General features: G+C 48.9%; 13 protein-coding genes. 4 read left to right on the top strand and 9 right to left on the bottom strand.

Annotated elements, in window-relative coordinates:
* Window positions 1–19: 19 nt before the first annotated feature.
* Both H142_RS0103405 and H142_RS14165 read right to left on the bottom strand, forming a co-directional pair.
* Complete coding sequence (locus tag H142_RS0103405) at window positions 20–328, bottom strand: hypothetical protein (RefSeq protein ID WP_017930700.1); 309 nt, start codon at window positions 326–328, stop codon at window positions 20–22.
* A gap of 162 nt (window positions 329–490) precedes the next feature.
* A complete protein-coding gene (locus H142_RS14165; RefSeq protein WP_033314794.1) occupies window positions 491–2,863 on the bottom strand; it encodes an alkaline phosphatase D family protein in 2,373 nt (790 codons plus the stop codon).
* 193 nt (window positions 2,864–3,056) lie between these two features.
* On the opposite strand from H142_RS14165, the gene H142_RS14160 reads away from it, so the two are divergent.
* Entirely contained in the window at window positions 3,057–5,870 is a 2,814-nt protein-coding gene (locus tag H142_RS14160; protein WP_083898923.1) for an outer membrane protein assembly factor BamB family protein, read from the top strand.
* A 79-nt stretch (window positions 5,871–5,949) separates the two neighbouring features.
* Here the strand turns inward: H142_RS14160 and H142_RS0103390 are convergent, their stop codons facing one another.
* The 7 genes from H142_RS0103390 to H142_RS0103355 form a co-directional block, all read right to left on the bottom strand.
* Entirely contained in the window at window positions 5,950–8,547 is a 2,598-nt protein-coding gene (locus H142_RS0103390) for an alkaline phosphatase D family protein (RefSeq protein WP_017930697.1), read from the bottom strand.
* Between the two features lie 25 nt (window positions 8,548–8,572).
* On the bottom strand, window positions 8,573–10,102 hold the full coding sequence (locus H142_RS14155; RefSeq protein ID WP_017930696.1) for a sulfatase family protein: 1,530 nt from the start codon (window positions 10,100–10,102) through the stop codon (window positions 8,573–8,575).
* Between the two features lie 12 nt (window positions 10,103–10,114).
* On the bottom strand, window positions 10,115–12,715 hold the full coding sequence (locus H142_RS0103380; RefSeq protein ID WP_017930695.1) for a sugar-binding domain-containing protein: 2,601 nt from the start codon (window positions 12,713–12,715) through the stop codon (window positions 10,115–10,117).
* Window positions 12,716–12,754: 39 nt separating this feature from the next.
* Window positions 12,755–14,167 carry a sulfatase-like hydrolase/transferase gene (locus tag H142_RS14150; RefSeq protein ID WP_051048538.1) on the bottom strand — a complete coding sequence of 471 codons (1,413 nt, stop codon included), beginning with the start codon at window positions 14,165–14,167 and terminating at the stop codon, window positions 12,755–12,757.
* Between the two features lie 109 nt (window positions 14,168–14,276).
* Window positions 14,277–16,946, bottom strand: coding sequence for an MtrB/PioB family outer membrane beta-barrel protein (locus H142_RS0103370; RefSeq protein ID WP_156811871.1), 2,670 nt, complete (start codon window positions 16,944–16,946; stop codon window positions 14,277–14,279).
* A gap of 11 nt (window positions 16,947–16,957) precedes the next feature.
* Window positions 16,958–17,965, bottom strand: a complete 1,008-nt coding sequence (gap, locus tag H142_RS0103360) for a type I glyceraldehyde-3-phosphate dehydrogenase (protein ID WP_017930691.1) — start codon at window positions 17,963–17,965, stop codon at window positions 16,958–16,960.
* A 46-nt stretch (window positions 17,966–18,011) separates the two neighbouring features.
* Window positions 18,012–18,770 carry an SDR family NAD(P)-dependent oxidoreductase gene (locus tag H142_RS0103355; protein WP_017930690.1) on the bottom strand — a complete coding sequence of 253 codons (759 nt, stop codon included), beginning with the start codon at window positions 18,768–18,770 and terminating at the stop codon, window positions 18,012–18,014.
* Between the two features lie 271 nt (window positions 18,771–19,041).
* On the opposite strand from H142_RS0103355, the gene H142_RS0103350 reads away from it, so the two are divergent.
* The 3 genes from H142_RS0103350 to H142_RS0103340 are packed head-to-tail and all read left to right on the top strand — an operon-like array spanning window position 19,042 to window position 22,348.
* Complete coding sequence (locus H142_RS0103350; RefSeq protein WP_017930689.1) at window positions 19,042–20,778, top strand: IlvD/Edd family dehydratase; 1,737 nt, start codon at window positions 19,042–19,044, stop codon at window positions 20,776–20,778.
* Window positions 20,778–21,740 carry a 2-dehydro-3-deoxygalactonokinase gene (locus H142_RS16070; protein ID WP_017930688.1) on the top strand — a complete coding sequence of 321 codons (963 nt, stop codon included), beginning with the start codon at window positions 20,778–20,780 and terminating at the stop codon, window positions 21,738–21,740. Before H142_RS0103350 ends, H142_RS16070 begins: the two co-directional genes overlap by 1 nt.
* Entirely contained in the window at window positions 21,737–22,348 is a 612-nt protein-coding gene (locus tag H142_RS0103340) for a 2-dehydro-3-deoxy-6-phosphogalactonate aldolase (protein ID WP_017930687.1), read from the top strand. Before H142_RS16070 ends, H142_RS0103340 begins: the two co-directional genes overlap by 4 nt.
* The last annotated feature ends 26 nt before the right edge of the window (window positions 22,349–22,374 follow it).

Below are 22,374 nucleotides of genomic sequence, written 5' to 3'. Positions count from 1 at the left end.
ATCATAACGATTGGGCGCTTTAGTCTTTCTTATTCTTCTTTTTGCCGCCTTTTTTATTTTTCAGCGTTGCCTTGAATTCTTCAAGGTTAAGAAGATCGTCATCACCAGTAACTTTGTTGAACTGTTTAGTGATGCCTTTGATTTTGCCTTTGCCGTTCCGAGTTCTGAATGCAATGTATTCTTCGAGGTCTATCATCTCGTCCGCATTGGTATCGACTTTCGCAAAACGCTTTTTGACCCATTTTTCATTAGGCTCGGCTTGGGCGACTGATGTGAGGCCCATTGTTGCGATGACTGTGGCGAGGAGGGTTAGTTTGAAATTTGGCATATCTTTATCCTATGTTAGTTTGGGATTTAAAGTTATGTGAAGTCCACAAGAATATTCACAAATCCCAAGTGTCGTGAATCTTCTAAGTTGTTATTATTATTGTACTTTATTTTACTCTCTTATTCGTTCTTATTCAAATATTTTACGCACTGAACGGTAGGTCTAAACCTCATCAAATCCGACGCGATAAGGCCAACCGCTCATTTGTTTCGGCTTGGATTTGGTTATGTCTTCTGATTTGTCCCACGACTCAAATGTGAAGCTTTGATCTGAATGTGAAACGCGGATGATACCATAGCCTTCGGTTTTGAGGGCTGGATCACTTACGGATTGTCCGCGGCCCTTACGATACTTTCTGAACTCGGCGAAGGTTAATTTGGGGTTGGCAACGGCTTTGATGTTCATTTTATTACCAAAGCCATCAATAAAATCGCCGGATTCTTTTACACCTTTGCGGGCATTGGGTAGGGGCGTAATCGGGTCAAACCAACGTTGCCAATAAGCCCCACCTGCAGGACCGGAAAACTGAATTGGCCCATCCTCAAAGTCGTCAATCCCGAGGCGGACAACTGTCGCGAGATGTTGATCACCGGCGACCATAACCGCGCCCACATCTTTGACGAGCTTTACGGCGCGCCTGCGGGGCAGGGGCGGGTACCCATTGGAATCAAAGTCTGTTACAGGTTCGCCGGTCGGTGACGTTTGTGGGCATCCCCAGACAGAGGCTGTCACCAACATTTTCGGCGCGCCCGGATGCATGTCTTTCCATTCTTTTAAGAATGTTTCTTGGCGTTCTCCCAAGAGTTCAGACACGTGTACGTCCAAATTGTCTCCAAACATGGGCGTTGTTTTCCATTTGCGGTCTTCGACAACAGCAATGCTCACCCCGCCATACATGAAAGCGGAATACATGACAGGAATATCGTTTAGAACGGGTGTTGGGTCAAATGCATCGGGGTTGTGACTGGCTTGAATGCGGTGAACCATAAGCGTTAAATCAATACCATAAGCGTAGCCGCCGTGGTTTTGACTATTGTTGGGCGCGGCTCGGCCTGCATGTCCCCAAATGTTTCCGTGCAATACGTCGTGATCGTCAAGCAGCATAATTGTGGGCGTGCTCCGCGTGACTTCGCGGAAAGACCAATACCAGAGATACCAACGGTAAAGCGTGTCTATTTTTCGAGTTTCTACGTTGCTACGTCCCAGCCTAATAGGGTTGTGCTCATAATACTGATCTCCGCAAACCATCAAGATATCAGGGTCGTGGGCCATCGTGTTTTTGCGAATTTCGTTATGCGGGAAATAGAAGTTTTCGGGCGTAAACCGTCCAAGGCTCCGAGCGGTCGGGAGCTGGGATTTAATCGGTCCGCCTTCTAAAGAATTGGCCGTAGAGGAGATGCAGCTATAGAGCGCCGCAACCAGATCTTTATCTTTCCCCGGGTCTTTCTTTACCGTGCCAGACCAAAGGGTCTCGTTTATCCCTGCAAAAGTTACCCGGAAGTCCCAATCTTTGCTGCTGTCCCACTCATCATCACGAAACAGGGCAGAGTATCCGTCGAGGATAGGGGATGTACCTACAGTTTTCCACTTTGTCCCTGCGGGTTCGCGGTACTGAAGCCGCGCTTTTTCTGGATCGCCTTTGCCCAGAGGCATGAACTGAGCAGAGAGTTTTAGAACATTCCCGGTGAGAGAATGCATGGTGCCCATTATTGGGCCGAGCGCGCGTTCAGGATGCGCTGCAAGTTTATCACCGCCGACTTTTATGTCTTTAATACTCCAGCGCGCTCCGACTTTAGCCACTTCGGGTGAGGACAAAAGTGAAATTGCTCCAAGGAGCTCGTTCTCGTTAACCCCAGTGCGCCTTGCATAGCTAATGGGTTGATCTGTTTTCGGATGGAGCGCTGTCAGCAAAAGGTCATAGCGGCTGCCTTTACGGCTAGCTTTCAGCACAAGCTTTACGCCTGTTTTAACAAAAGTAGTTCGAGACTGGTCAGTCTCCTTCGCATCCCATTCTTCGTAAGTTATTTTGACGGCATCAGAAGCGTGATCACGGAAAGCAACACGGCCATTCGTGTCAACAATAGCCATGAATCCGCCATTCTCACCGCTGCCGCGCTGCGCAAGAGCTGCGGCCCTGTAGTCAAGTCTGCCTTGGCCAACACCGACTAGAAAGCCAGCAAATCCTTTTGCATCTTGATTTGTCAGCGGGGTGAAAATAGCTTCAAGATGAATTTTATCACCGTCAGCCTGAACATCATGCGTCAACAAACCGAGGGTGCGAACCTCATGACCTTTATCTCCATTGAGACATTCTGCAATGCCATTTTTCAACTGCCAATCCTGAAAGCGGTTTGACCAGAAGTCAGAGCTTATCCACGGGCGTTCACGACTCGTCGGCAAGAGAAGTGTCTCTAGAGCGTGGGAAGGTTCTTCATGGGCGTAGGATGTTTGCCCCATAACGAGAGCGGAAATACCTCCAGATACACCGGCTTTTAAAACGGTTCTACGCTTCGTGTTTAATAGCTTGTCTGACATATGGTCCCCAAGGTGCTTGCAAGAACGTTGTTTTATTTTTTCGCCGCTATTGACCTGCGAATCGGGGCAAGTGCTTTTTGCTTGTATTGTAGTATTAATAATATAATAAAAGGAGTCAATGAAGAGTTGGACGGATAAATGTCCGACCGCACAACACAATTCCTGACGTGTTCAGTAAAATAATGAGGACATTATGCTTACATCCACTCGGACTTTAGTTTTTTCTTCAAGCTTGGCGACGTTATTATTAGCGGGCTGCAGTCATGCCGCAGAGCCAATGAAAGCACTTGTTAGCATTGAAACCGGTCATACCGTTTCTAATGTCCGAACAGCTACGGGCCCTAACGGCGAATATATCGTTGCTAGCACATATGACGGCATAGTTCTTGGGTATAGCTTTGATGGCAAGAAGCTTTGGGAAAACGCTTTATCAGGGTTCATGAACCATGATCTTTGGTGCGATGATGTGACGGGTGACGATGTTGATGAGTGTTTCGCCGCTAATGCGGATGGAAACCTTTACGCCATAAATAGTAAGGGAAAAAACCTCTGGTCATTTAAGAAAAGCGAGACACCGCTCTCGGCAGTAACCGTCGTACGCGACAAGAATGATACGCATATTGTTGTCGGGAGTTACGACAAGAATATCTATTATCTAGATTCTAGAGGCGCGCTCACAAAGACATTGGACTCTTCGACTTACGGAATAGAGAAAACACACGCTCAAGCGGGCAAAAAATTTCCGAAAGCTAAATATCACGTCGCAAATTTTTTAAGGCCCATGAGCCAAGCCGACGGCACTGATAAACTCTTCCTACATGCAACGAATAATCACATGATGGGGAACGGAACTTATTATATATTTGAGCCGCTAGCCGATAAGCCCAGCAAAACCATTAAGGGCAAAACGCGAGTTGTGGGGGATATAAATATTCTGGAAGAGGACGGTGTTGCAACTGGCGACGTGTTGGTGGGTAACTCGAACGTTATTAAAAACTCGGTCACAGGCGTTTTAAATATAGAAACAGGTGTCCAGAAGAACGTTAAAGTCAGAACATTAGACAAAGAGCTAGACACCTTCGGGTATCGGGTTGTTCAGCCCTTAATGATCGAGGACCAAGGACAGGCCAAGCGTCTCGTATTATTTGGATCCCAGATTGCTCTAATGTCTCCGCCAGGAGGCAATGAAGTCTCAGAAATCATTTCGTCTAAGTATTCTTATAATGACATTTGGCAAGATAAGGCATCTGGTCGTTTGATCCTCGCGAGTGAGCAATCCGGCGGAAGTGCAATTCACGTTTTAGCGCCCTCGGAACCGGGCTGGAAAGAGGCTTTCAGCACGTTGAAGCCGTCTGAGACGCTAGCCGATGTAATTTCAGGAACTGCTAAAATAGCGCAGCTCGTCAAGTCTCATGAGCCCGAAACCGCTGACCTTACGGGTCGCCAAGTTATTTTTGCGACTGAGAATAAAAGAGGCGTAGAGCCGATCATAAAACGATTAGAAAAGGCGTCAGATAATCCGATCTTCCTCAACAATGTAGGGCTGGGCTCCGCGGAGGCCTATGACCGTTCATTTGTTACGAATAAAAAATATCGTGACCGTCGTGATGGGCGCCGCAAATATAATGGCAAGCAAGAGAATTATATTCGGAAAGTCAAAAAGCAAGCGAGAGGCGCTCCGGGCGTCGCAATGTGGGGCGGCCATGGTAACGACCCGCTAATGTTCACAATGGACACGAAACGCAAGATAATAGATGTGGCTAATGGCAAGAAAGTCATCATGATTTTCCCTGAAATGGCGGATCCCAACGACGACTTCAATTATGTAATGGATAATATGATTTACCCGCTTGCCGAATACGGCAAAGGTAAAAACTTCAATTTTCATGTACGTTCCAAGCATGCCTTCTGGCAAGCCGACATTCACATGCCAAGATGGTCCCGCCTTATATCGGGCGAGTTTGCCGATGTCTTTGTTCCGTCCATGGAAGAAACAACTGATAAGTCGATGGAACTTAGCCTTTCTGGCCGTATGGGCATTTGGGCCGCGGGCTCTGTAAATGAATGGGCCGCTCGAAGCGCGCGCGATAACCCTAGCTATTCTCGCTTGCGGCAACATGCTCACCAGATGGTACCAAACCATTTCTTGCGCCAACAAGTTTACGCGATTGCGAGCGGGGCTACTCAGTTAGATAATTCGTCTATAGATCAAGAGTATGCGAGCGTGCTTTGGGAGATGATTTCTAAAGGTGTTTTATATGCCCCTGAGCGCAATCAAATTGTGAGTTTAAATCCCGTTCATCTGAGTATGATTGCGCCTGATCCTCTTTATCTTCGCGATAGTCAAAACGTAAAATGGAATACGTTTTATGACACAGCTGAGGAGACAGATAATCCGAGGGTATTCAGCCGAATGAGCGGGTCTTGGCCGGGCGCGCAAGTGACAGAATGGGACTTTTCGCGCTACGCGGCTAATGAAACAGAACGCCGTCACAACTTCATTCCGCAATATCCAAATGGTATGGTTTTGATGACGCCTACACAAGCCGGCGCGGAGAATGATCCTCGCGGATTACTCGATGATAATTTGCACCCGATCTATAAGGGTCGATTGACAGAGTTTATCTCCGATGGTCGTGATTATATTTCGAATGATGGGAAGACCCGTCATGGGGCTGATACGTATTACATCAAAGTCGCCGATGCGATTGAAGCGTCTGCCGATGTTCTGCCGGTCACGGTATCCGGTGATGTGGGTTGGGTTGTGACGGAAATAGAGCCTAAGCGACTACGCCTGACATTGATTGACGGAGGTTATCTAAATCCGGCCGAGCGCCAAGCCAAAGTCAAATTCGGTGCATCTTCGCCGGTGTCTGTACGCGATGTTTTAACCGGGGAAACGTCCAAAGTTTCCAAGGGCGTTGAAATCACGTTCAACATTCCGCCGGGCTTGTTCCGATTTATTGATATTGAGCTTGAACGGCCTTTGATCGAAGAGCCGCGGTAATACGGTTTTAAACTTTAAACTAAAAAGCCCGCCGGAGTTAACGCTCCGGCGGGCTTATTTTATTAAATTTGCCGTATTCTTACAGCGTCACTGAAATGGGCTCAGAGCCATTAGAAACCGTCTTCAAGGCGTCCAATACGGCGCGTTTGCCTGTTTCAGGATCGCTGACAACGACTTGATAGGTCCCGGTGGAGTCTGCCATGGGACGGAACGTCGGCTTCTGACTACGAACTGTATAGATGATATCTTTCGTTGCGGCATCAACCAGTTGGAACACGGGCTTGCTCGCGCCCTTCACAGTGATCGGCGGTAGGTAACCAGCATTGTCCGGGACAAAACTGTCCATCATTTTGACCGTAACGGGGAAGCTGTTGAATTGCGCATCCTTAGCAGGATCCGAGAGCATGGACCAACATTGGACGGTGATGCTTTGCTCGGGTTTGTTAAACTTCACAATCCCCAGGCCTGAACCTCTGTCTTCGAGTTTTAACAACTTATTTTCACGCGGTTTTTTTGACCCGTTATTAAAAGCAATCACCGTCATGGGCAGGCCGAAATTGTCCATATAGTCACCTGTGATAGGCTGCGCCGGGTCGTAAACTTTGGACGGCGGAACGAGCGGTTCAAACAGGCGCGGATAGCCGACATTGACGGCAGGGCCGGCGAAGGCAAAGCTTCCATTGCGATGGCTCTCAAGGCCGTATTGAATGACGGCCGGTAAATGTTGATCGCCGGCTATATTAAAGGCAAAGCCTTTACGCAGTTTTTCCACCGCTTTGTTGCGCGGAGTTTGCGGCCAGGCGTTACTGTCATAATCCCCGACTAAGCGCTCATACTTGCGGCCATGAGTTGTTGCCATAGAATTGAAAACCGTTGCAGAGAAAACGGCTTTCATATCCGCGCCATGCCAATCGGTAGCCCAGCTTTCGAGGAAATTCAGTTGACGCTCACCGAGCAATTGCGCGCCCGGCAAATCAACGGATTTAGGATCAAAATTGGGGTCAATGATGTGGTCATAGCGCGGGCCGTCCGGCGGCGGCGCAAATTCGCGTGGTCCGGATTTATACATGCGGTCAGAAATAATCGCAAAGCTGATACCGCCATAGGTCATCTCGCCGAAATAGGCGGTAATGCCGTCCGGGCTTGGCCGAGGGTCTGCGGCGTCCGGATGGTGAGAGGTTTGCGTCATGTGAACCATGTTGACCCACATGGCCGGCATTTTGTATCCGGTGCGGTCATCCGGAACAAATTCATACGGGTCCATGTCGCTGACCTTGCCGCCTGCGCCCCAGATATTGCCTTGGATGACATCATGGTCATCGGGCAGGCAAACGGACGGCATGTCTTTGGTCAACTCGCGCCATGTCCAGCCATGCAAATACCAGCGTCTTTGGTAATCCAAAACCGCGCGATCTGTCGGTAACATTTCAATCCCGTAGCCGCCGGACTGCTCGTAGAATTGATCGCCGACAAAGGCGACGAAATCAGAGTCGGTTCGCCGTGCGTTATCGGCATAAAACGTATTAGGGAAGGTCTCGTGCGTATTGCAGGAAATGTCGAGAACGGAAACCGTGTCTTTTTCAACGGGGTCTATTTTTATCGTCCCGCCCCAATAATTGGTTTTGGATGTGCCGTCCGTAAACTGCATATCATAGACGATGCGGTACTCAGTATCGTTAGTGCTGTCCCAACCTTCAATGCGGAAGCGGGCGGTGTCGGATATTGCGTCGATCTTAGCCTTTGTAGCGGCATTCCACTTCCCACCGGATTTAATTTCAAAGCGAACCGTTCGGTTATCCTTGGCACCCAATGGCGGCATTTGCGCCGTCAGTTTCATCGTGCCTTTGCTAAGTGTGAAATGTGAAAACAGGATGGGGCCGAAAATGTTTGCAGGCGTAACTTTTAATTTGGTTCCTGAGGCTGTCCAGTTGGAAAACCAAAATTTTCCGCGCTGTACCCGGTCTTTATATTTACCGCGAAAGTCAGGTTTGGGACTTTTGCGGCGATCGGAATGATTAGTCGCAAGTGCGATGTTCCCGATGAGAAGATTGCCTTTTACGGGCGCGGTCAGAGTGGCTATAGCCTCACTGCCGCCGACCGTAAAGACTGTCAGTTCTAAAGTGTAACCGTCTGCGTTAGGCTTGGCCAGCAGCACAAGGTCAACGCCGGCTTTCGGCATTACGACTGGCACGGTTTCATCGCCGATAAAGGCAAACCCGTCTTCGGAGATACCTGCGGGAATACCCGAGCGCATATCAATGATTGGGCTGCGGTAGTCTTTTATCGGGCCTTTAATGCCTACAAGAAAGCCGGCGGATCCTGGCAAGTCATCACTGCCAAGAGAACCGCAAGACACTTTCATAGTCATGGTGCCGGTCTCTGCGGTTAATTGATGGGTGAGAAGGTGCAGATTGCAATTCGGGCGGCCATGAACCGTTTCCACGCGGTGGTTATTGATTGACCAATCTTGCAACGGGTTGGCCCAATATTGTTCCCCGGTCCAAACGCGGTCGTTTTGCCTTTTCCAGTCGCTCACAAAATCTTTGGAAGCCACGCTATCGAGTGTCTTCACGGTCGGGGAGCAGGCCGACGCCGTGCCCAAGGCTGCGGTGCCGGCAATGAAATTTCGGCGTGATAGTGCTGGGTTGACGGCTGCGAGATTTTTAGATTTTAACATAATTAATTTTCTGATTTTTACAGGATTATTTACCGGTCGTAATAACGCCGGCGGCTCCGGCTTGTTCTTCACGACCGTATTTCTTAACATAGGCTACGCAGCGCGGATCAACGCACTTTTCTTGCCAACGTGCGACCACGGCTGCAATTTCCGTTTCAGTTTCTTCGACCTGGCCTTTGTCACCGGACTCGGATATCCACGTATCCAGAGTGTTGCGCATGTCGCTTAGGGCGTCTGCATAGGCCGGGTCACCGGCAAGGTTATTGACCTGGTGTGGGTCCGCCTTGACGTCAAAAAGTTCTTCTGCAGGGCGGGTAGGTGCCATCAGCACAGACTGCGCGGGCGTAAGTTTACCTTCGGCATACAGCTTTCGATATTCTATGGTATGCGCTTTTTCATCACGGTAGCTTGGCAGAAGGTAAGGTGTGTCCGGGAATTTGTGGCGGATGTAGTGGAATTTATGTGTACGAATTCCGCGCATGTGATCGAATGTGTAATCAGCGCGGTCACGGCTCAACGGAACAAATGTCCGCTCGTCAACGTTCTCGCCAAGAATAGCACGGCTTTCAAAATATTCCGGAACAGGAATATTCGCGACCTCCAGCGCAGCCGCAGAGACATCAATAAGACTCATCAACTCTTCACGCCGGGCGCCGTTTTGGCGGATAAAATCCTGACCTTTAGGGTATGTAATGAATAGAGGCACATGCACGCCGCCATCATAAATAAATTGCTTGTGCCGCAGCATACCCATGCCATGATCTGAGATGAAAAATACGGCTGTATTGTCTGCTTCTCCGGTGGTTTGCAGCTTTGCCAGAATTTCGGCAACTTCCTGATCTGTTTTTACAATGGCGCGATAGGAATCGTTAAATTTCTTCCGCTGGGTTTTGGTGTCCGGATAATAGGGCGGAAACTCGGGCTTGCTTTCGTCAAATTCGATGCCTTTGAGCTTCTTATTCTTGTCGCCTTTTAGCTGGATTTGACCAAAGAACGGTTTGCCGGCGGCCAATTTCGTCCAATCAAATTTCGGACCGACTCTGTCGCCAATATGACCTTCAACATCGTCCGGACCTTCGCTGTAAAGGCCGCGGCGATCGTAGACGAAATTATAGTCATCTTTGCCGATGTTAAATGTGGCGTAGCCATTTTGTTGAAAAATTTCAGGAAGCGTCAACTCGCCCTTAGGTAAGTAAATGGCGTCCCGGCCTTTGGAATCGCGCGTACGGCGATGGTTATGAACGCCCGTCGTTGTCGGAAATTTTCCGGTCATCAAGGCAGAGCGGGTCGGGGAGCAAATCGGGTTTGGCGAAAACACATTCAGCAATGTCACGCCATCCGCGGCCATTTTGTCCAGCGCGGGGGTCTCAACCGTATTATCACCATAAGCTGACATCCAAGGCGAGACATCTTCGACGACGATCCAAAGAATATTTGGGGGTTCTGATTTTTCTGTAGCGGATGTAGCGGCACTTGAGGTCTCCGGGTTTGGCGCGCCTGAGCAGGCGATAAGCGCGAGAGCGCCTGTGCTGAGTAGAATGGACTTGAATGTCATTGGGTTTCCCTTTCAGTTCTTTGTTGTGATAACAATTTCATTGGTTTCGAGGCGATCAGAGACTGCGCTCAACGTTATTTTCCCCGGCTTATCGCCGGATTGAATGATAGCTACGGCTTTACCGGAAAAAGCGCGGCGATAATTCGTGATAAATGGCTCTTCCGAGGTTGGGTCCCCGTTACCTACGGCGGCAATTTTGCCTGCACCCTTCACTTTAAAGCGGATCATGTTCTCTGCATAAGGTACGATGTGCCCTTGCTTATCCGTAATTGTAACCGTGATATATGACAGGTCCTGTCCGTCAGCTTTAATCACAGAGCGGTCTGCTTCAAGGGTCATCTTAAACGCGGGGCCAGCCGTTTTGATCTCAGTTTTTGCATGTATTTTTCCATCCTTATAGGACACTGCCGAGAGGGTCCCGGGCGCATATTTGACATCCCAGCTTAAGCGGTAAGGCGACTCAAACTGCTTTATCTTTGGTGAGTGGCGATTGTTAAGGGGCAAAGTCACGGTGTCTTTGCCCATAGTTTTACGGCCCAAAGAATTCCCGTTCAAAAACAGCTCAACATCTTCGCCATTGGAATAGGCCATGACGGGTATGGTGTCTCCCTCACGGCCTTCCCAGTTCCAATGCGGTAGAATGTGAACCATAGGGGCGTCTTTTTTCCAACGGCTCTGGTAAAGATAGAAACGATCTTTTTTCAAGCCGACTAAATCAACAATGCCAAAATAAGAACTGCGCGACGGCCAGTCTTTGTTCCAATAGCCACCAGTTGCATGGTCGCGTCCGCTATAAGGCGTCGGTTCGCCGAGGTAATCAAAGCCCGTCCAGACAAATTCGCCCATCACGTCTTTATGTTTGTCTAGTCCCAGAAATTCCCAATCAGGCGGGTAGCCATTACGCGGAGAAACAATGTCGTAGCTTGTGACCTGAAGGCTTGGGTGCTTCTTGTAAAACTCGACGGGGAAATGATAAACGCCGCGGGAACTCACGACTGAGGACGACTCTGTGCTGACAATGGGCCAATTTTCATTGCGAGCGCGAAGCTCGTCATAGAGAGCGGGCATATAGTTCACGCCGATTAAGTCGAGTTCATCGGCGATGCCGTTATCAAACGGGAAGGGGTATTTACTTAGGCCCGCCGTCACAGGCAACGTCGGATCGAGTTCGTGGATTATTTTTGCCATGTTCTGGGTAAGTGGCATGCCAATTTCAACTTCGCTTTGTTCGAGTACTTCATTGCCAATGCTCCAATTGAAGACTGAGGCATGTCCGCGAAACTGCTTAATCATGTCCGTCAGGTCGCGCTCATACCAGTTTTCAAACGCCAAGCCGTAGCTATTTTCGGTGCCATTTTTTGGCATCTTCCAAACATCAAAAGCTTCGAGTTGAAGCAAGATACCCATTTCGTCCGCGAGGTCGACCAGATGAGGTGAGGGCGGGTTGTGGGAGGTGCGAACTGCGTTCACGCCCATCTCTTTCATGATTTCTAATTTGCGCTGTATGGCCCGGCGATTGGCAACCGCACCGAGCGGCCCATTGTCATGATGCAAGCAAACGCCGTTAATCTCGACGCGTTTACCGTTCAGAAAAAAGCCATCGCTTTTGTGGAACTCAAATTCGCGAAAACCTAAACGGCTTGAAAACTTATCCGTGATATTGCCATTTTGGATGAGGCGGCGCTCAACGGTGTAAAGATAAGGCGTTTCTGTTGACCATAGTTTTGCGCCGGGAACTTCCAATTGCATGAGAACGTTGTTCGCGTTTTCATTACTTACATCAGCGCGCTTGCTCGCGACAACCTTGCCGTTGGCATCTTTGATTTCGACTTCGACTTCCGCGCTGGATAATTCAGTATTTAGCACTACTGACATATTGACGACCGGATTATTTGGGTCCGTCAAATCAGTGCGCATATACCCGTCTTCAGGAGACAAATGCGCCTCAGCATCAATCTCAATAAAGACGTCGCGGAACAGCCCTGCGCCTGCATACCACCGCGAGCCTAGATCTTTTGGCTCTAATTTGACAGCGATGACATTGTCACCGGCTTTTAAAAACTCCGAAACATCATAGCTAAACCCGATATAGCCATAAGGACGATAGCCGACAAATTCGCCATTGACCCAAACAGAACTGTGCTCCATCGCGCCGTCAAATTCAATTTTTACACTTTTGCTAAGCGCGCTTTGTGGGAGCGTGAAATGCTTGCGATACCAGCCTGTACCCGCTGTAGGTAGGCCTCCGGTGCGTGCATTGTGCTCCCGGCTAAACGGGCCTTTAATGGCCCAGTCATGGGGCAAGGTAACAGCTTCCCACCAGCGCTCATGCGGGTGATTGATGGCCTCGGCAACGTTCTGATCGCCTTTGGCAAATAACCAGCCGGAATTGAACAATCGGCGTTGACCGTCCGTATAGCCGTCAATGGTCTCAAGCGGTATTTCTTTAAGTTCTTTATCGCCGCCTGTAACCCAAGCTGGAGCATCTTTCGCGACGGACGGAATAACAGATTGCGCAGGTTCCGCGGAGACGGAGTTTCCACATCCGGCAAGGCCTAAGCAGAGCAAAGCAGTGGTCAATGATAAGGTCAATCCGGTGTGATAGGGTTTCATAACTTGCCTGTCAGTCTGTGTTTCATTGCTCAATCAATTTTATTCTGGAATTGGCCGGATGTTTTCGTCCCGTTTCCATTTTTCTAAGATATTTGTCATGGTTTTAACACGCTCCGGATGGTCGCCGGCGACATCATTTTTCTCAGAGATGTCGTCCTGTGTATTATAGAGCGAATAATCACCGGAGACTTTAGCCATGAGTTTCCAAGCCCCATCTATGACGGCGGCGTATTCATTTTCATAGTGACGGTATAAAATTATCGGCTCGCGCGATGTAATCGGTGTCCGCGCTGATGTCATCAATTCAACTCCGTCCAAGCCTTCCTTATTGGCACCCGCCGCGCTCATTAGGGTGGGCGCGACATCTAAAAGGCTGACCGTTAAATCTGTTCTTTGGCCCGGTTTAACTTTGGCAGGCCATTTGACAATCAGCGGTACGCGCGCGCCGCCTTCAAACAAGGCGAGGCCGCCGCCTTTACGTCCCGTAAGGGGCGGGCGAGCAAAATATCCGCCTTGATCAGACGTGAAGACGACGATGGTGTTATCGGTCACACCCGCATCTTTTAAAGCCGCTTCAATTCGGCCAACAGAATTGTCGATAGCTTCGACTTGAGTGGCGTATTCCGCCTGCACTTGGCTGACGCCTTTGGCGAGGTATTTATCGATATGTTCTTTTTGCCCCACCGTCGGACGGTGAACGCCGTACCACCACAAATTTAGGAAAAAGGGTTTGTCCGTCTTTACGGCATTCGCAATGACTTCTACCGCGTCGTCAGTAACCCGGTCAGTCAGATACTTATCTGCGGGCGCATCTTTGTAAGTTTCAGAATATTTAAAATATGGGGGATAGTAACTCGAAGGGTGGCCGCTATTTGTTACGCCATGCTGAGTATCAAAACCCTGATGTATCGGATGGAAAGGGTCATGACCGATATGCCATTTGCCGACAAAATGTGTGTTGTATCCGGCAGGCTTTAAACGTTCTGCTATAGTTGTGGCTTCTAGTGGCAACCAGTTCTTAGAGGGCATCTTTGCAGGGTCGGTCTTCCAGTAAGAAAACTCCTTAAGTGCGTTCCCGTATTTGTCAAAATCTGTTTTTACGCCGGAGCCGACGTGGCGGAAAAAATCGTACTTCGCGGGATACTCACCCGTAATTAGCCCTACGCGGCTCGGACTGCAGACGGGTGCGGGGGAGTAGGCGCGCTCAAAGCTAATGCCCTCTTTTGAAAGCCGGTCAATATTGGGTGTTTCAATAAACCCTGAACGATCGCGAATATCCATCCAAGCCAGGTCGTCAACGAAAAGCAAAACGATATTGGGCTTGTTCGAACTATGCTGCGGCTGTATCTGCGGGCCTGCTTTTTCACTCCCGCCGCTACATCCCAGCAGGAAGACGGAAATAAGCGCTGATACTACCGTATTAACTGACGTATTTGACTTAAAAAAGTTCAAGACTGGTTCCCAAATTTATCTAACGTTGGTTAACTCGGTTATCTTTATTTGTAGTATATATATGATTATATGGTTTTGTCCATTGCCAGAGGCATTTATTTAAGTCTCGTTATTTGAAGTACACTTTGCGTAATGAAAGCATAATAGCTCGGCCTAACGGATCCAATGCATCCTCTTCGTACCCAAATGGAATATTACCTTGGCCGTTCACAGCTGATTGCTTGCTATTCGTTATATTGGTGACGTCCAAGGTTATGCGGAGATCTCGGCGCCAGTCCGTGCGCTTTACTTTTCGGCCATTAGGTTTGCGTCCAAGCTCATAAAATACCCGCAAATTGGCTTTCGAGAGAGTATTGATATTCAGATCTCCATTGCGGCCTTGATTGCCGGGTAGGGAGCCAACGTCAATCCTGGTCCCAGTTTCATAGGTTCCATAGAGTGTTCCGCCATAATTCTTGCGCCGTACATTAATACGGGCGCTGATTTCGTGCTTAGGTTCACCGCCTTGCCGACGCAATGCCGCTCCGTGTAGTAAGTCGAAAACCGGCCCATCTTGAAGAAACTGGAATTTATCCTCCAAGCGCCACGTGTGGTAAACGGAGAGAGATATTTGATCGCGCGGCCATTTCGTGCCTTCACGCTTCGTGAACCGTTTTTTCCAGTTAAACCCACTGCGCACAGAGGCTTGCTGCGTACGGTGCGCGTTAAGAGGGCGAGCATCAAGGCTTATCAGGGTGCCCGTTTCGCTCCGCTGTAACCGTTCAGGAAAGGCTTCCGCGACTTGCGGGGTTAAGAAGGGGAATGAAGAAATCGCATTGTCGGTCGTGCGGGCTTGATAGCGCGTGTTAAATGAAAAGCCCTTGTTCATACGATACTTTGCAGATATCTTTAGCGTCCGTCTTCGCTCGGAATCTAGGTCCGGATTCCCACCGCTTACCCGGTCTATAAACACGGATCTTCCGGCCTCAAAATCTGTGACACGAATATTGGAATCTCTGATAACGGGGTTTCCAAGCTGTGTCAGCTTCGGGGCGCGATCTTGGTAATCAAGTGAGCCCTCTAGACGTAATTTATCCGAAGCGTTCCAGTTCAAGCCGGTGCCATACCTCGTTAAAGTTCCAAATCCATCTAGCCCGCGAACAGCTCCGCTTAGCCGCCAAGACAGCTTTCCGGCGGCCTTCGGCCTGCCGCGGTTCCCGGTCAACGGAATGCTCATTTCTGTACTAGCTTGGGCAGCTTTACGCGAAAACATATTTTCCAGATGCCTATCACTATCGATTTCGACTGAGTTTAAAACGGCATCAACATATTCGAATCTGACGGACCCTGTTACATCGCCAGCAGGCATGGCGGCAACTTTTCCGCTGATTCCTGCTTTCAATAACAGGGTTTCTTCGGACCGATTGCTTCGGGTGTTAATCAATATAGGAAACGGGCCAAACGGATTGAGCGCTGAGTCATTTTGATAGAGACGATCTTGCAGGCCTGCCACTCCATTATCCCGACTTGCTGTGCGGGCATTTGTAACATTTGAATGCCGCCCTTCAAGTGACCAGCGCCAATCCGAATAATCACCAAAGATGCCGATATTCGTCTCAATGTCGTCTTTGGCGTTTCTCCGTTTTATCGGGCCATCATAGCGATGAAGTGACACGGATTGTTCGAACGGTGAGAACAGATTATCCGGCGGTAATATGAGCTGAGAACCGACCAGCCCACGTTGAGACTCCGATGTAGAGAACTCCGCATCTATTGACCCCGATATAGATAATCGTTCCCCAATTGGTTTGAAAAGACTGGCACCGAGAGTCAGGGATTCGGTTTGAGGTTTGAGGTCGCGAAACTCTTGCGGGTCTATGTCCGAGCTTTCGTTGGCGCCACTTAAAAAGTCTTCAAGTTCGAGCGGGCCGAGGCGAGCCGCATCCGGTACACGCGCAATCGTTATGGGCTGGTTTCCTAATGCAGATAAGGTGGGATCAATCTCACCGGATTGGTTGAGTGCGGTAATCGTACCGCCTAAAGAAAACGGATTTTGTATATTCCGTGCAGGGATATTCCGTTGCGCTTGTTTTAAATTTTCTGTTTTTTCATAGGCTGCATTCAATGAAATGCGGACTCTATTTTTTATTTTAAGTGTATCGAATTCGGCAGTTCCTGATGTCCCGCCTCCTTCTGTCGTCGTCTTGGCTGTGGCCTTGCCTGTTGCTGCGTGAAAGCGCGATCTTAAGATAAAATTGAGAACGCGCCGTGACGGGTCCGATGTAAACTTAACGGCTGTGTTGGGGGGTAAAACCTCGACACGCCGTACGGCCTCTGTCGGAAAGCGTTTGATTGCCTTCATGCTTGTCACGGGCCGTCCATTGAGAAGTAATAGGGGCGGTTCGTCAGAATTTGAGAATGTCTCTGCCCTTATGGCATCTAGCAACTCTCCTATGTCGCCAGCCCCGAATGCAAGGATATCCCGTATGCCAAATACGATATCTGGCAATACTGTGCTTGTTTCAGTAAACCCACCTTGCTTAACGCCGACTACAACGATTTCATCTGGGAAGTCATAAATGTCAAAGCCCGCATTTGGGGGCTCCTCAAAGGATGCTTTGGGAGGCGGTGCTTTTGGTGTTATCGGTTTTGGTTTTATTGTTGAAGTGATGGGCTGAGCAGGTGAGGTTTGAGCATTTGCAGCTATTGGCGCAGCGCAAAGCATAGTACCCAGAGTGAAGCGGCAAAATTTGCCAAATAGAATGTTCAGAGGATAAATCGAAAAACCACTACGGTGCATAGTATTCTATCTTACAAGAAACGGCCCATCGCGCGGGCAGTATCGATCATGCGGTTTGAGAAGCCCCATTCATTATCATACCAAGCCATAACCCTAACAAGATTTGCATGGCTGACATAGGCGTGCTCGCGAATGAAGCTGGATGAGTTAGGATTGTGATTCATGTCCACTGATACGAGAGGTTCATCAATGTAGCCTAAAATCCCTTTAAGGGATGACTCGCTAGCTGTTTTAAATTTCTTATCGATGTCTTCTGCATTCGTTTCTTTTTCGGTAATCACCGTTAGGTCAACCATTGAAACGTTAGGCACGGGCACGCGCACGGCGACGCCTTCAAGCTTACCCGATAGGTCCGGTATTACTTTCTCAATCGCCCTGGCGGCACCTGTGGTCGTCGGCACCATCGATAGGGCTGCCGCTCGCCCGCGGTAGGGGTCTTTGTGAACGGCATCATGTGTCGGTTGATCGCCAGTATAGGCGTGTATAGTTGTCATCATGCCGCTCTTAATGCCGTAATTTTCATTTAAGACTGAAAGGAGAGGCGCTAGAGCATTTGTCGTGCAGGAGGCATTGGAGAGGAAGATGTCTGTCGCATCTATCACATTGTCATTGACACCATACACAATCGTTTTTGTGTTGTCCTTAGCTGGCGCTGACATGAGGACGCGCTTGGCCCCCGCCATTATGTGTTTCCCGCAGAGGTCTTTGGTTAAGAAAAACCCTGTGCATTCCATTACAATATCTACACTGTGGTCACCCCAAGGAATATCCTCAGGATTGCGTTCTGCGTACATCGCAATTTTGGAACCATTTACGTCGATTGAAGTCTCTGAGGATGCGATGGTTCCAGGGAAAGGACCATGAATACTATCATATTTTAATAGGTGAGCGAGACGTTTTGCATCGGCCAAGTCATTGATCGCCACGACCTGCATATCTGTATGTTCATTTTCAGCAATGGCTCTGAGAACCATGCGGCCAATTCGGCCAAATCCATTAATTGCGATTCGAAGGGGCATAATAAAGTCCTAGAATTTCGATGTGGGTATGATCTGGTCCGTCAATTTAAGCGGGGTCATGAAGGCGAGAAAGAATCCCGCCATCTGCATATATTGTTGATCCAGTGATGAAGCTGGCCTGATCCGAACATAGGAAAAGAGCCGTATCCGAAATTTCTTGAACGTCGGCAATCCTCCCGATGGGATGGCACGCTTCAAGGTCGTTAAGTGCACTTTCGTTTCCAATAAAACCGGCCCTTAGCATTGGTGTCGCCGTCGCTGCAGGTGCGAGTGTGTTGACGCGAATCTGTCCGCCAAGGTCAACAGCGAGAGCCCGTGTTAGGCCGTGCATCGCTGTCTTGCTGGTCGCATAAGCTACGAATTCGGACTTTGTGGCCCGTGCATGGACGGTTCCAATATTTAGAATGCTGCCTGAATTTTTAGATAAATCATCTTGAAATATTTGCGCTAGCATGAAGGGGGCTAGGACGTTCACATTGAAGCTGATTTGCATGTCGGACACTTTTAAATCCGCAGTTTTGCCCAAAATTTGGATTGCCGCATTATTTATCAGGACCTTTACAGGGCGATTGCCAATGGCATTGCGAACCGATTCTTCAAATTGGATTCGTCGCTCCGGATCATTGACCAATTCATTAAGGCCGAGCTGAATAACCGCGTCATAATCTTTAGTATCTTCTGGCATTGTGCGAACCGTGCCGACAACGAAATATCCAGCTTCTCTAAATGATTTACATAGCGATCGACCTATACCGCCAGCCGCCCCTGTAATAATAGCAACTTTATCTTTATTTGAACTTGTCATTACTGTTCCCCCAGTTCTTTCAGATAGATATTCTTAATGCCTACCGCTAAACTACTTGCGGCGGGAATAAAATATAAGCGCGTCATAATAGATACTATAAATACTATATATTAATTTCAATGTAAACCTCAATCATTGGTTGACGACATCCTTAATCATGCTATTTATATTATAAATAAACACAGTGTATGGAATGTTGCTGGCATTGTCAGTATTCAACTCCTTTGCAGAAAGCCCTCGTCAGTGTTTTAATGACGAGAGGAATAGGAGAATGGTCTTGGGCTCAGACAAAATCCCTAAAGTCAGACGCAGTCAAGGCGCGTACGGGAAAAATGATAAGGATGGATTTATTCATCGGTCTTGGATGAAGGCGCAAGGATTCCCTGAAGACGTATTTGACGGACGTCCGGTCATCGGCATTTGCAATACATGGTCTGAGATTACGCCGTGCAATTCTCACCTGCGCGAACTTGCAGAATTCGTAAAGCGCGGCGTGTGGGAAATGGGTGGTCTGCCTTTAGAGTTTCCAGTCAGTTCACTTGGTGAAACCCAAATGCGGCCAACGGCAATGCTGTTTAGAAATTTACTGGCGATGGATGTTGAAGAGTCTATTCGCGCGAACCCAATTGACGGAGTGGTCTTGATGGGGGGGTGTGACAAGACTTCCCCGGGGCAGTTAATGGGCGCGGCTAGCGTAGACTTGCCAACGATGATTGTTTCTTCAGGGCCTATGTTAAATGGAAAATTCCGAGGGCGCGATATTGGCTCGGGAACAGATGTATGGAAGTTTGATGCCGAGGTTAAAGCCGGCCGTATGACTCAAGAAGAGTTTATGGCTGCCGAAACTGGAATGTCACGCTCACGCGGAGTGTGTATGACTATGGGGTCTGCCTCTTCATTCGCCTCAGTCGCTGAAGCCTTGGGGGTTGCGCTGCCTATGAATGGGACGGCTCCTGGGGTTGTTGCCGAGCGGCAACGTATTTCTCATCAAGCGGGTAGGGAGATTGTGCGCTTGGTTAAAGAAGATTTGTGCCTTTCGCATTTCCTTACGCGCGAGGCTTTTGAAAACGCAATTAAAGTACATGCGGCCATTGGCGGTTCAACCAACACAGTTATCCATTTACTCGCTGTAGCAGGCCGTCTGGGTATTGATCTGACGCTAGATGATTTTGATGCATTAACTCAGGGTATTCCGCTTTTGACGAATGTTCAGCCCTCAGGGAAATATTTGATGGAAGAATTTCATTATGCCGGAGGGGTCCCGGGTGTGTTTTCCCGGCTAGGTGAACATCTTCACGGTGATGCGCCTACCGTTTCAGGTCGATCAATAAAAGAGATCAGTGACCGCGCGGAAATCTACATGGGAGATGTAATTTGTACCCTGGAAGACCCCGTTAAAAAAGACGCAGGGACGATTGTTCTTCGCGGAAATATCTGTCCTGACGGCGCGATTATGAAGCCAAGTGCAGCGTCTCCTGAGCTTTTACAGCATACTGGCCCGGCCCTAGTCTTTGAGGATATTGAAGATTACAAAGCGCGGATTGATGATCCTGACCTTGATGTCACCAAGGATACGGTTCTTGTGCTACGCGGTTGTGGCCCAAGAGGTTACCCGGGAATGCCTGAAGTCGGCAATATGGCTTTACCGCAAAAACTACTCGCGCAGGGCGTCGAGGATATGGTGCGGGTTTCTGACGCCAGAATGAGCGGTACAGCCTTCGGAACTGTTGTTTTACACGTGTGTCCTGAGGCGACTGCTGGTGGTCCATTAGGACTGGTCAGGACGGGCGATATTGTAAAACTAGATGCGAAAGCCCGGACTATTAATGTCGATGTCACTCCAGAAGAATTAGAGAAGCGGACAAACCCGGCAATGGATAATTTTACTCCAGAAAGCCGTGGGTATGTTCGCTTGTATCAAACAACTGTCGAACAAGCCGATACGGGGTGTGACCTCGATTTCCTAAAAGGCGGTAGCGGCAGCGACGTTAAAAGAGAGTCTCATTAGTGGCTGATGATACATATATCATTGCTGGAATGTGGGGCACAACCAATTTGACCTTGTCACTTGTAAACTCCGTATCAGGCGCGGTTAAAGCGGAAAAGGTGGGGCCGGGGATTTCCAGACTTAGTGGACGAAGTCCTGAAGATGTCTTGTTCTCGATTATTGATCCGTGGACGTCGCAGCACGAGGTCCTGACCGTTCAGCTTAGCGGCATGGTTGGCTCTACTTTAGGCTGGGTTGATGTGCCATATCTTAAATGCCCGCTCGATATTCGGGACGTTTCGGCAAGTACATTAGATTTCACTAAACGCGGCATGCCAATCTCGATTGTTCCGGGTCTTTCCTGTGAAAACCCCTTTGGTCATCCTGATGTAATGCGCGGCGAAGAAACAGAACTGCTTTCATGGACGGCCAGCGCTACAGATGAACAAATGAAGAATTCGGTTCTCTGCATTCCTGGTACACATGCTAAGTGGGTTCAGGTAAAGGACGCGCGTATCACCTCGTTTTTCACATCCGTCGTGGGTGAGGTTTATCAAGTAATCGCAGCGAATGGTGTTTTAGCCAAGCCGCATTATCAGAAGTCTGTTAAGTCTTCAGTCGCATTTTTTCGTGCCGTAAAAGACATATCGGCTCAGCCGGAGAATCTGATGAATTTATTGTTCACAACACGTGCGAACACTGTTGTGGGTCGGTTCACCGATGCAGATGCTACGGATTATCTGTCTGGTTTGTTAATTGGAGCGGACGTCAATGCGGCTATAAAGTGTTTCGGGTTGGACGCTATGAAACGCAATCCTGTTCCATTAATTGGTGCTTCATATTTAACTGAGCGTTACAAGCAGGGTTTGTCCCATTGGGGTGTATCCGCAGAAACCATTAACGCGGCAGAAATAGGGGCAAAGGGTCTGTTTAGTGTGTTCCAATCGAAAGTTCATGCACATCCACTGGAGTTTGCACAATGAGTTTGTTAGGGTTTAAAAATCCGATTATTGCTATCTTGCGCGGTATAAAGCCTGAAGAAGCGATAGACATCTGTGAGGCCCTTGTTAGCGAAGGTGTCGAGATTATTGAGGTGCCGCTAAACTCACCGGATCCATTTGTAAGTATCAAGAAACTTGTCGATCATTTTGGTAATAAAATATTGCTCGGCGCGGGAACCGTACTGCAACCGGCTCAGGTCACGGCGCTGGCGGATACGGGGGCAAAGTTGATGGTGACACCGAATTTCGATCCAGAAGTCGTTGAGGCGGCGCTGCAGCATAAACTCATTGCTGCACCTGGGGTATATACACCGTCTGAAGCTTTTGCCGCCTACAAGGCCGGTGTGAAATGCATTAAATTATTTCCGGGCGGGCGACTGGGGCTTCCATATTTGAAGGATATTCAGGCTGTTTTGCCGCCAGATTTGGACGTTGTGATCGTTGGCGGTGTTGATGCGGCTAATGTTGGGGCATGGATCAGCGGCGGAGCGGCGGGCGTCGGCGCGGGGTCCTCAATATATATGCCCGGCGACACGCCTGAAATAGCGGCAAATAAAGCTAAAGCCTTGGTTAAAGGCCTACAACAATAAATAAAAACGAAGACCAAGTAGGGGAA

Origin of the sequence: Robiginitomaculum antarcticum DSM 21748, assembly GCF_000365025.1 — a bacterium.
In the GTDB taxonomy this organism is placed as follows: Bacteria; Pseudomonadota; Alphaproteobacteria; order Caulobacterales; family Maricaulaceae; genus Robiginitomaculum; species Robiginitomaculum antarcticum.
This window is presented reverse-complemented; position numbering and strand designations above follow the sequence as displayed.

What these genes read in the sequence shown, in the direction of transcription:
- H142_RS0103390 (WP_017930697.1), bottom strand. Translation starts at nt 8,547, where the DNA reads ATGTTAAAATCTAAAAATCTCGCAGCCGTCAACCCAGCACTATCACGC.
- H142_RS0103355 (WP_017930690.1), bottom strand. Translation starts at nt 18,770, where the DNA reads ATGACAAGTTCAAATAAAGATAAAGTTGCTATTATTACAGGGGCGGCT.
- H142_RS0103350 (WP_017930689.1), top strand. Translation starts at nt 19,042, where the DNA reads ATGGTCTTGGGCTCAGACAAAATCCCTAAAGTCAGACGCAGTCAAGGC.
- H142_RS14160 (WP_083898923.1), top strand. Translation starts at nt 3,057, where the DNA reads ATGCTTACATCCACTCGGACTTTAGTTTTTTCTTCAAGCTTGGCGACG.
- H142_RS14155 (WP_017930696.1), bottom strand. Translation starts at nt 10,102, where the DNA reads ATGACATTCAAGTCCATTCTACTCAGCACAGGCGCTCTCGCGCTTATC.
- H142_RS14165 (WP_033314794.1), bottom strand. Translation starts at nt 2,863, where the DNA reads ATGTCAGACAAGCTATTAAACACGAAGCGTAGAACCGTTTTAAAAGCC.
- H142_RS0103405 (WP_017930700.1), bottom strand. Translation starts at nt 328, where the DNA reads ATGCCAAATTTCAAACTAACCCTCCTCGCCACAGTCATCGCAACAATG.
- gap (WP_017930691.1), bottom strand. Translation starts at nt 17,965, where the DNA reads ATGCCCCTTCGAATCGCAATTAATGGATTTGGCCGAATTGGCCGCATG.
- H142_RS0103370 (WP_156811871.1), bottom strand. Translation starts at nt 16,946, where the DNA reads ATGCACCGTAGTGGTTTTTCGATTTATCCTCTGAACATTCTATTTGGC.
- H142_RS0103380 (WP_017930695.1), bottom strand. Translation starts at nt 12,715, where the DNA reads ATGAAACCCTATCACACCGGATTGACCTTATCATTGACCACTGCTTTG.
- H142_RS0103340 (WP_017930687.1), top strand. Translation starts at nt 21,737, where the DNA reads ATGAGTTTGTTAGGGTTTAAAAATCCGATTATTGCTATCTTGCGCGGT.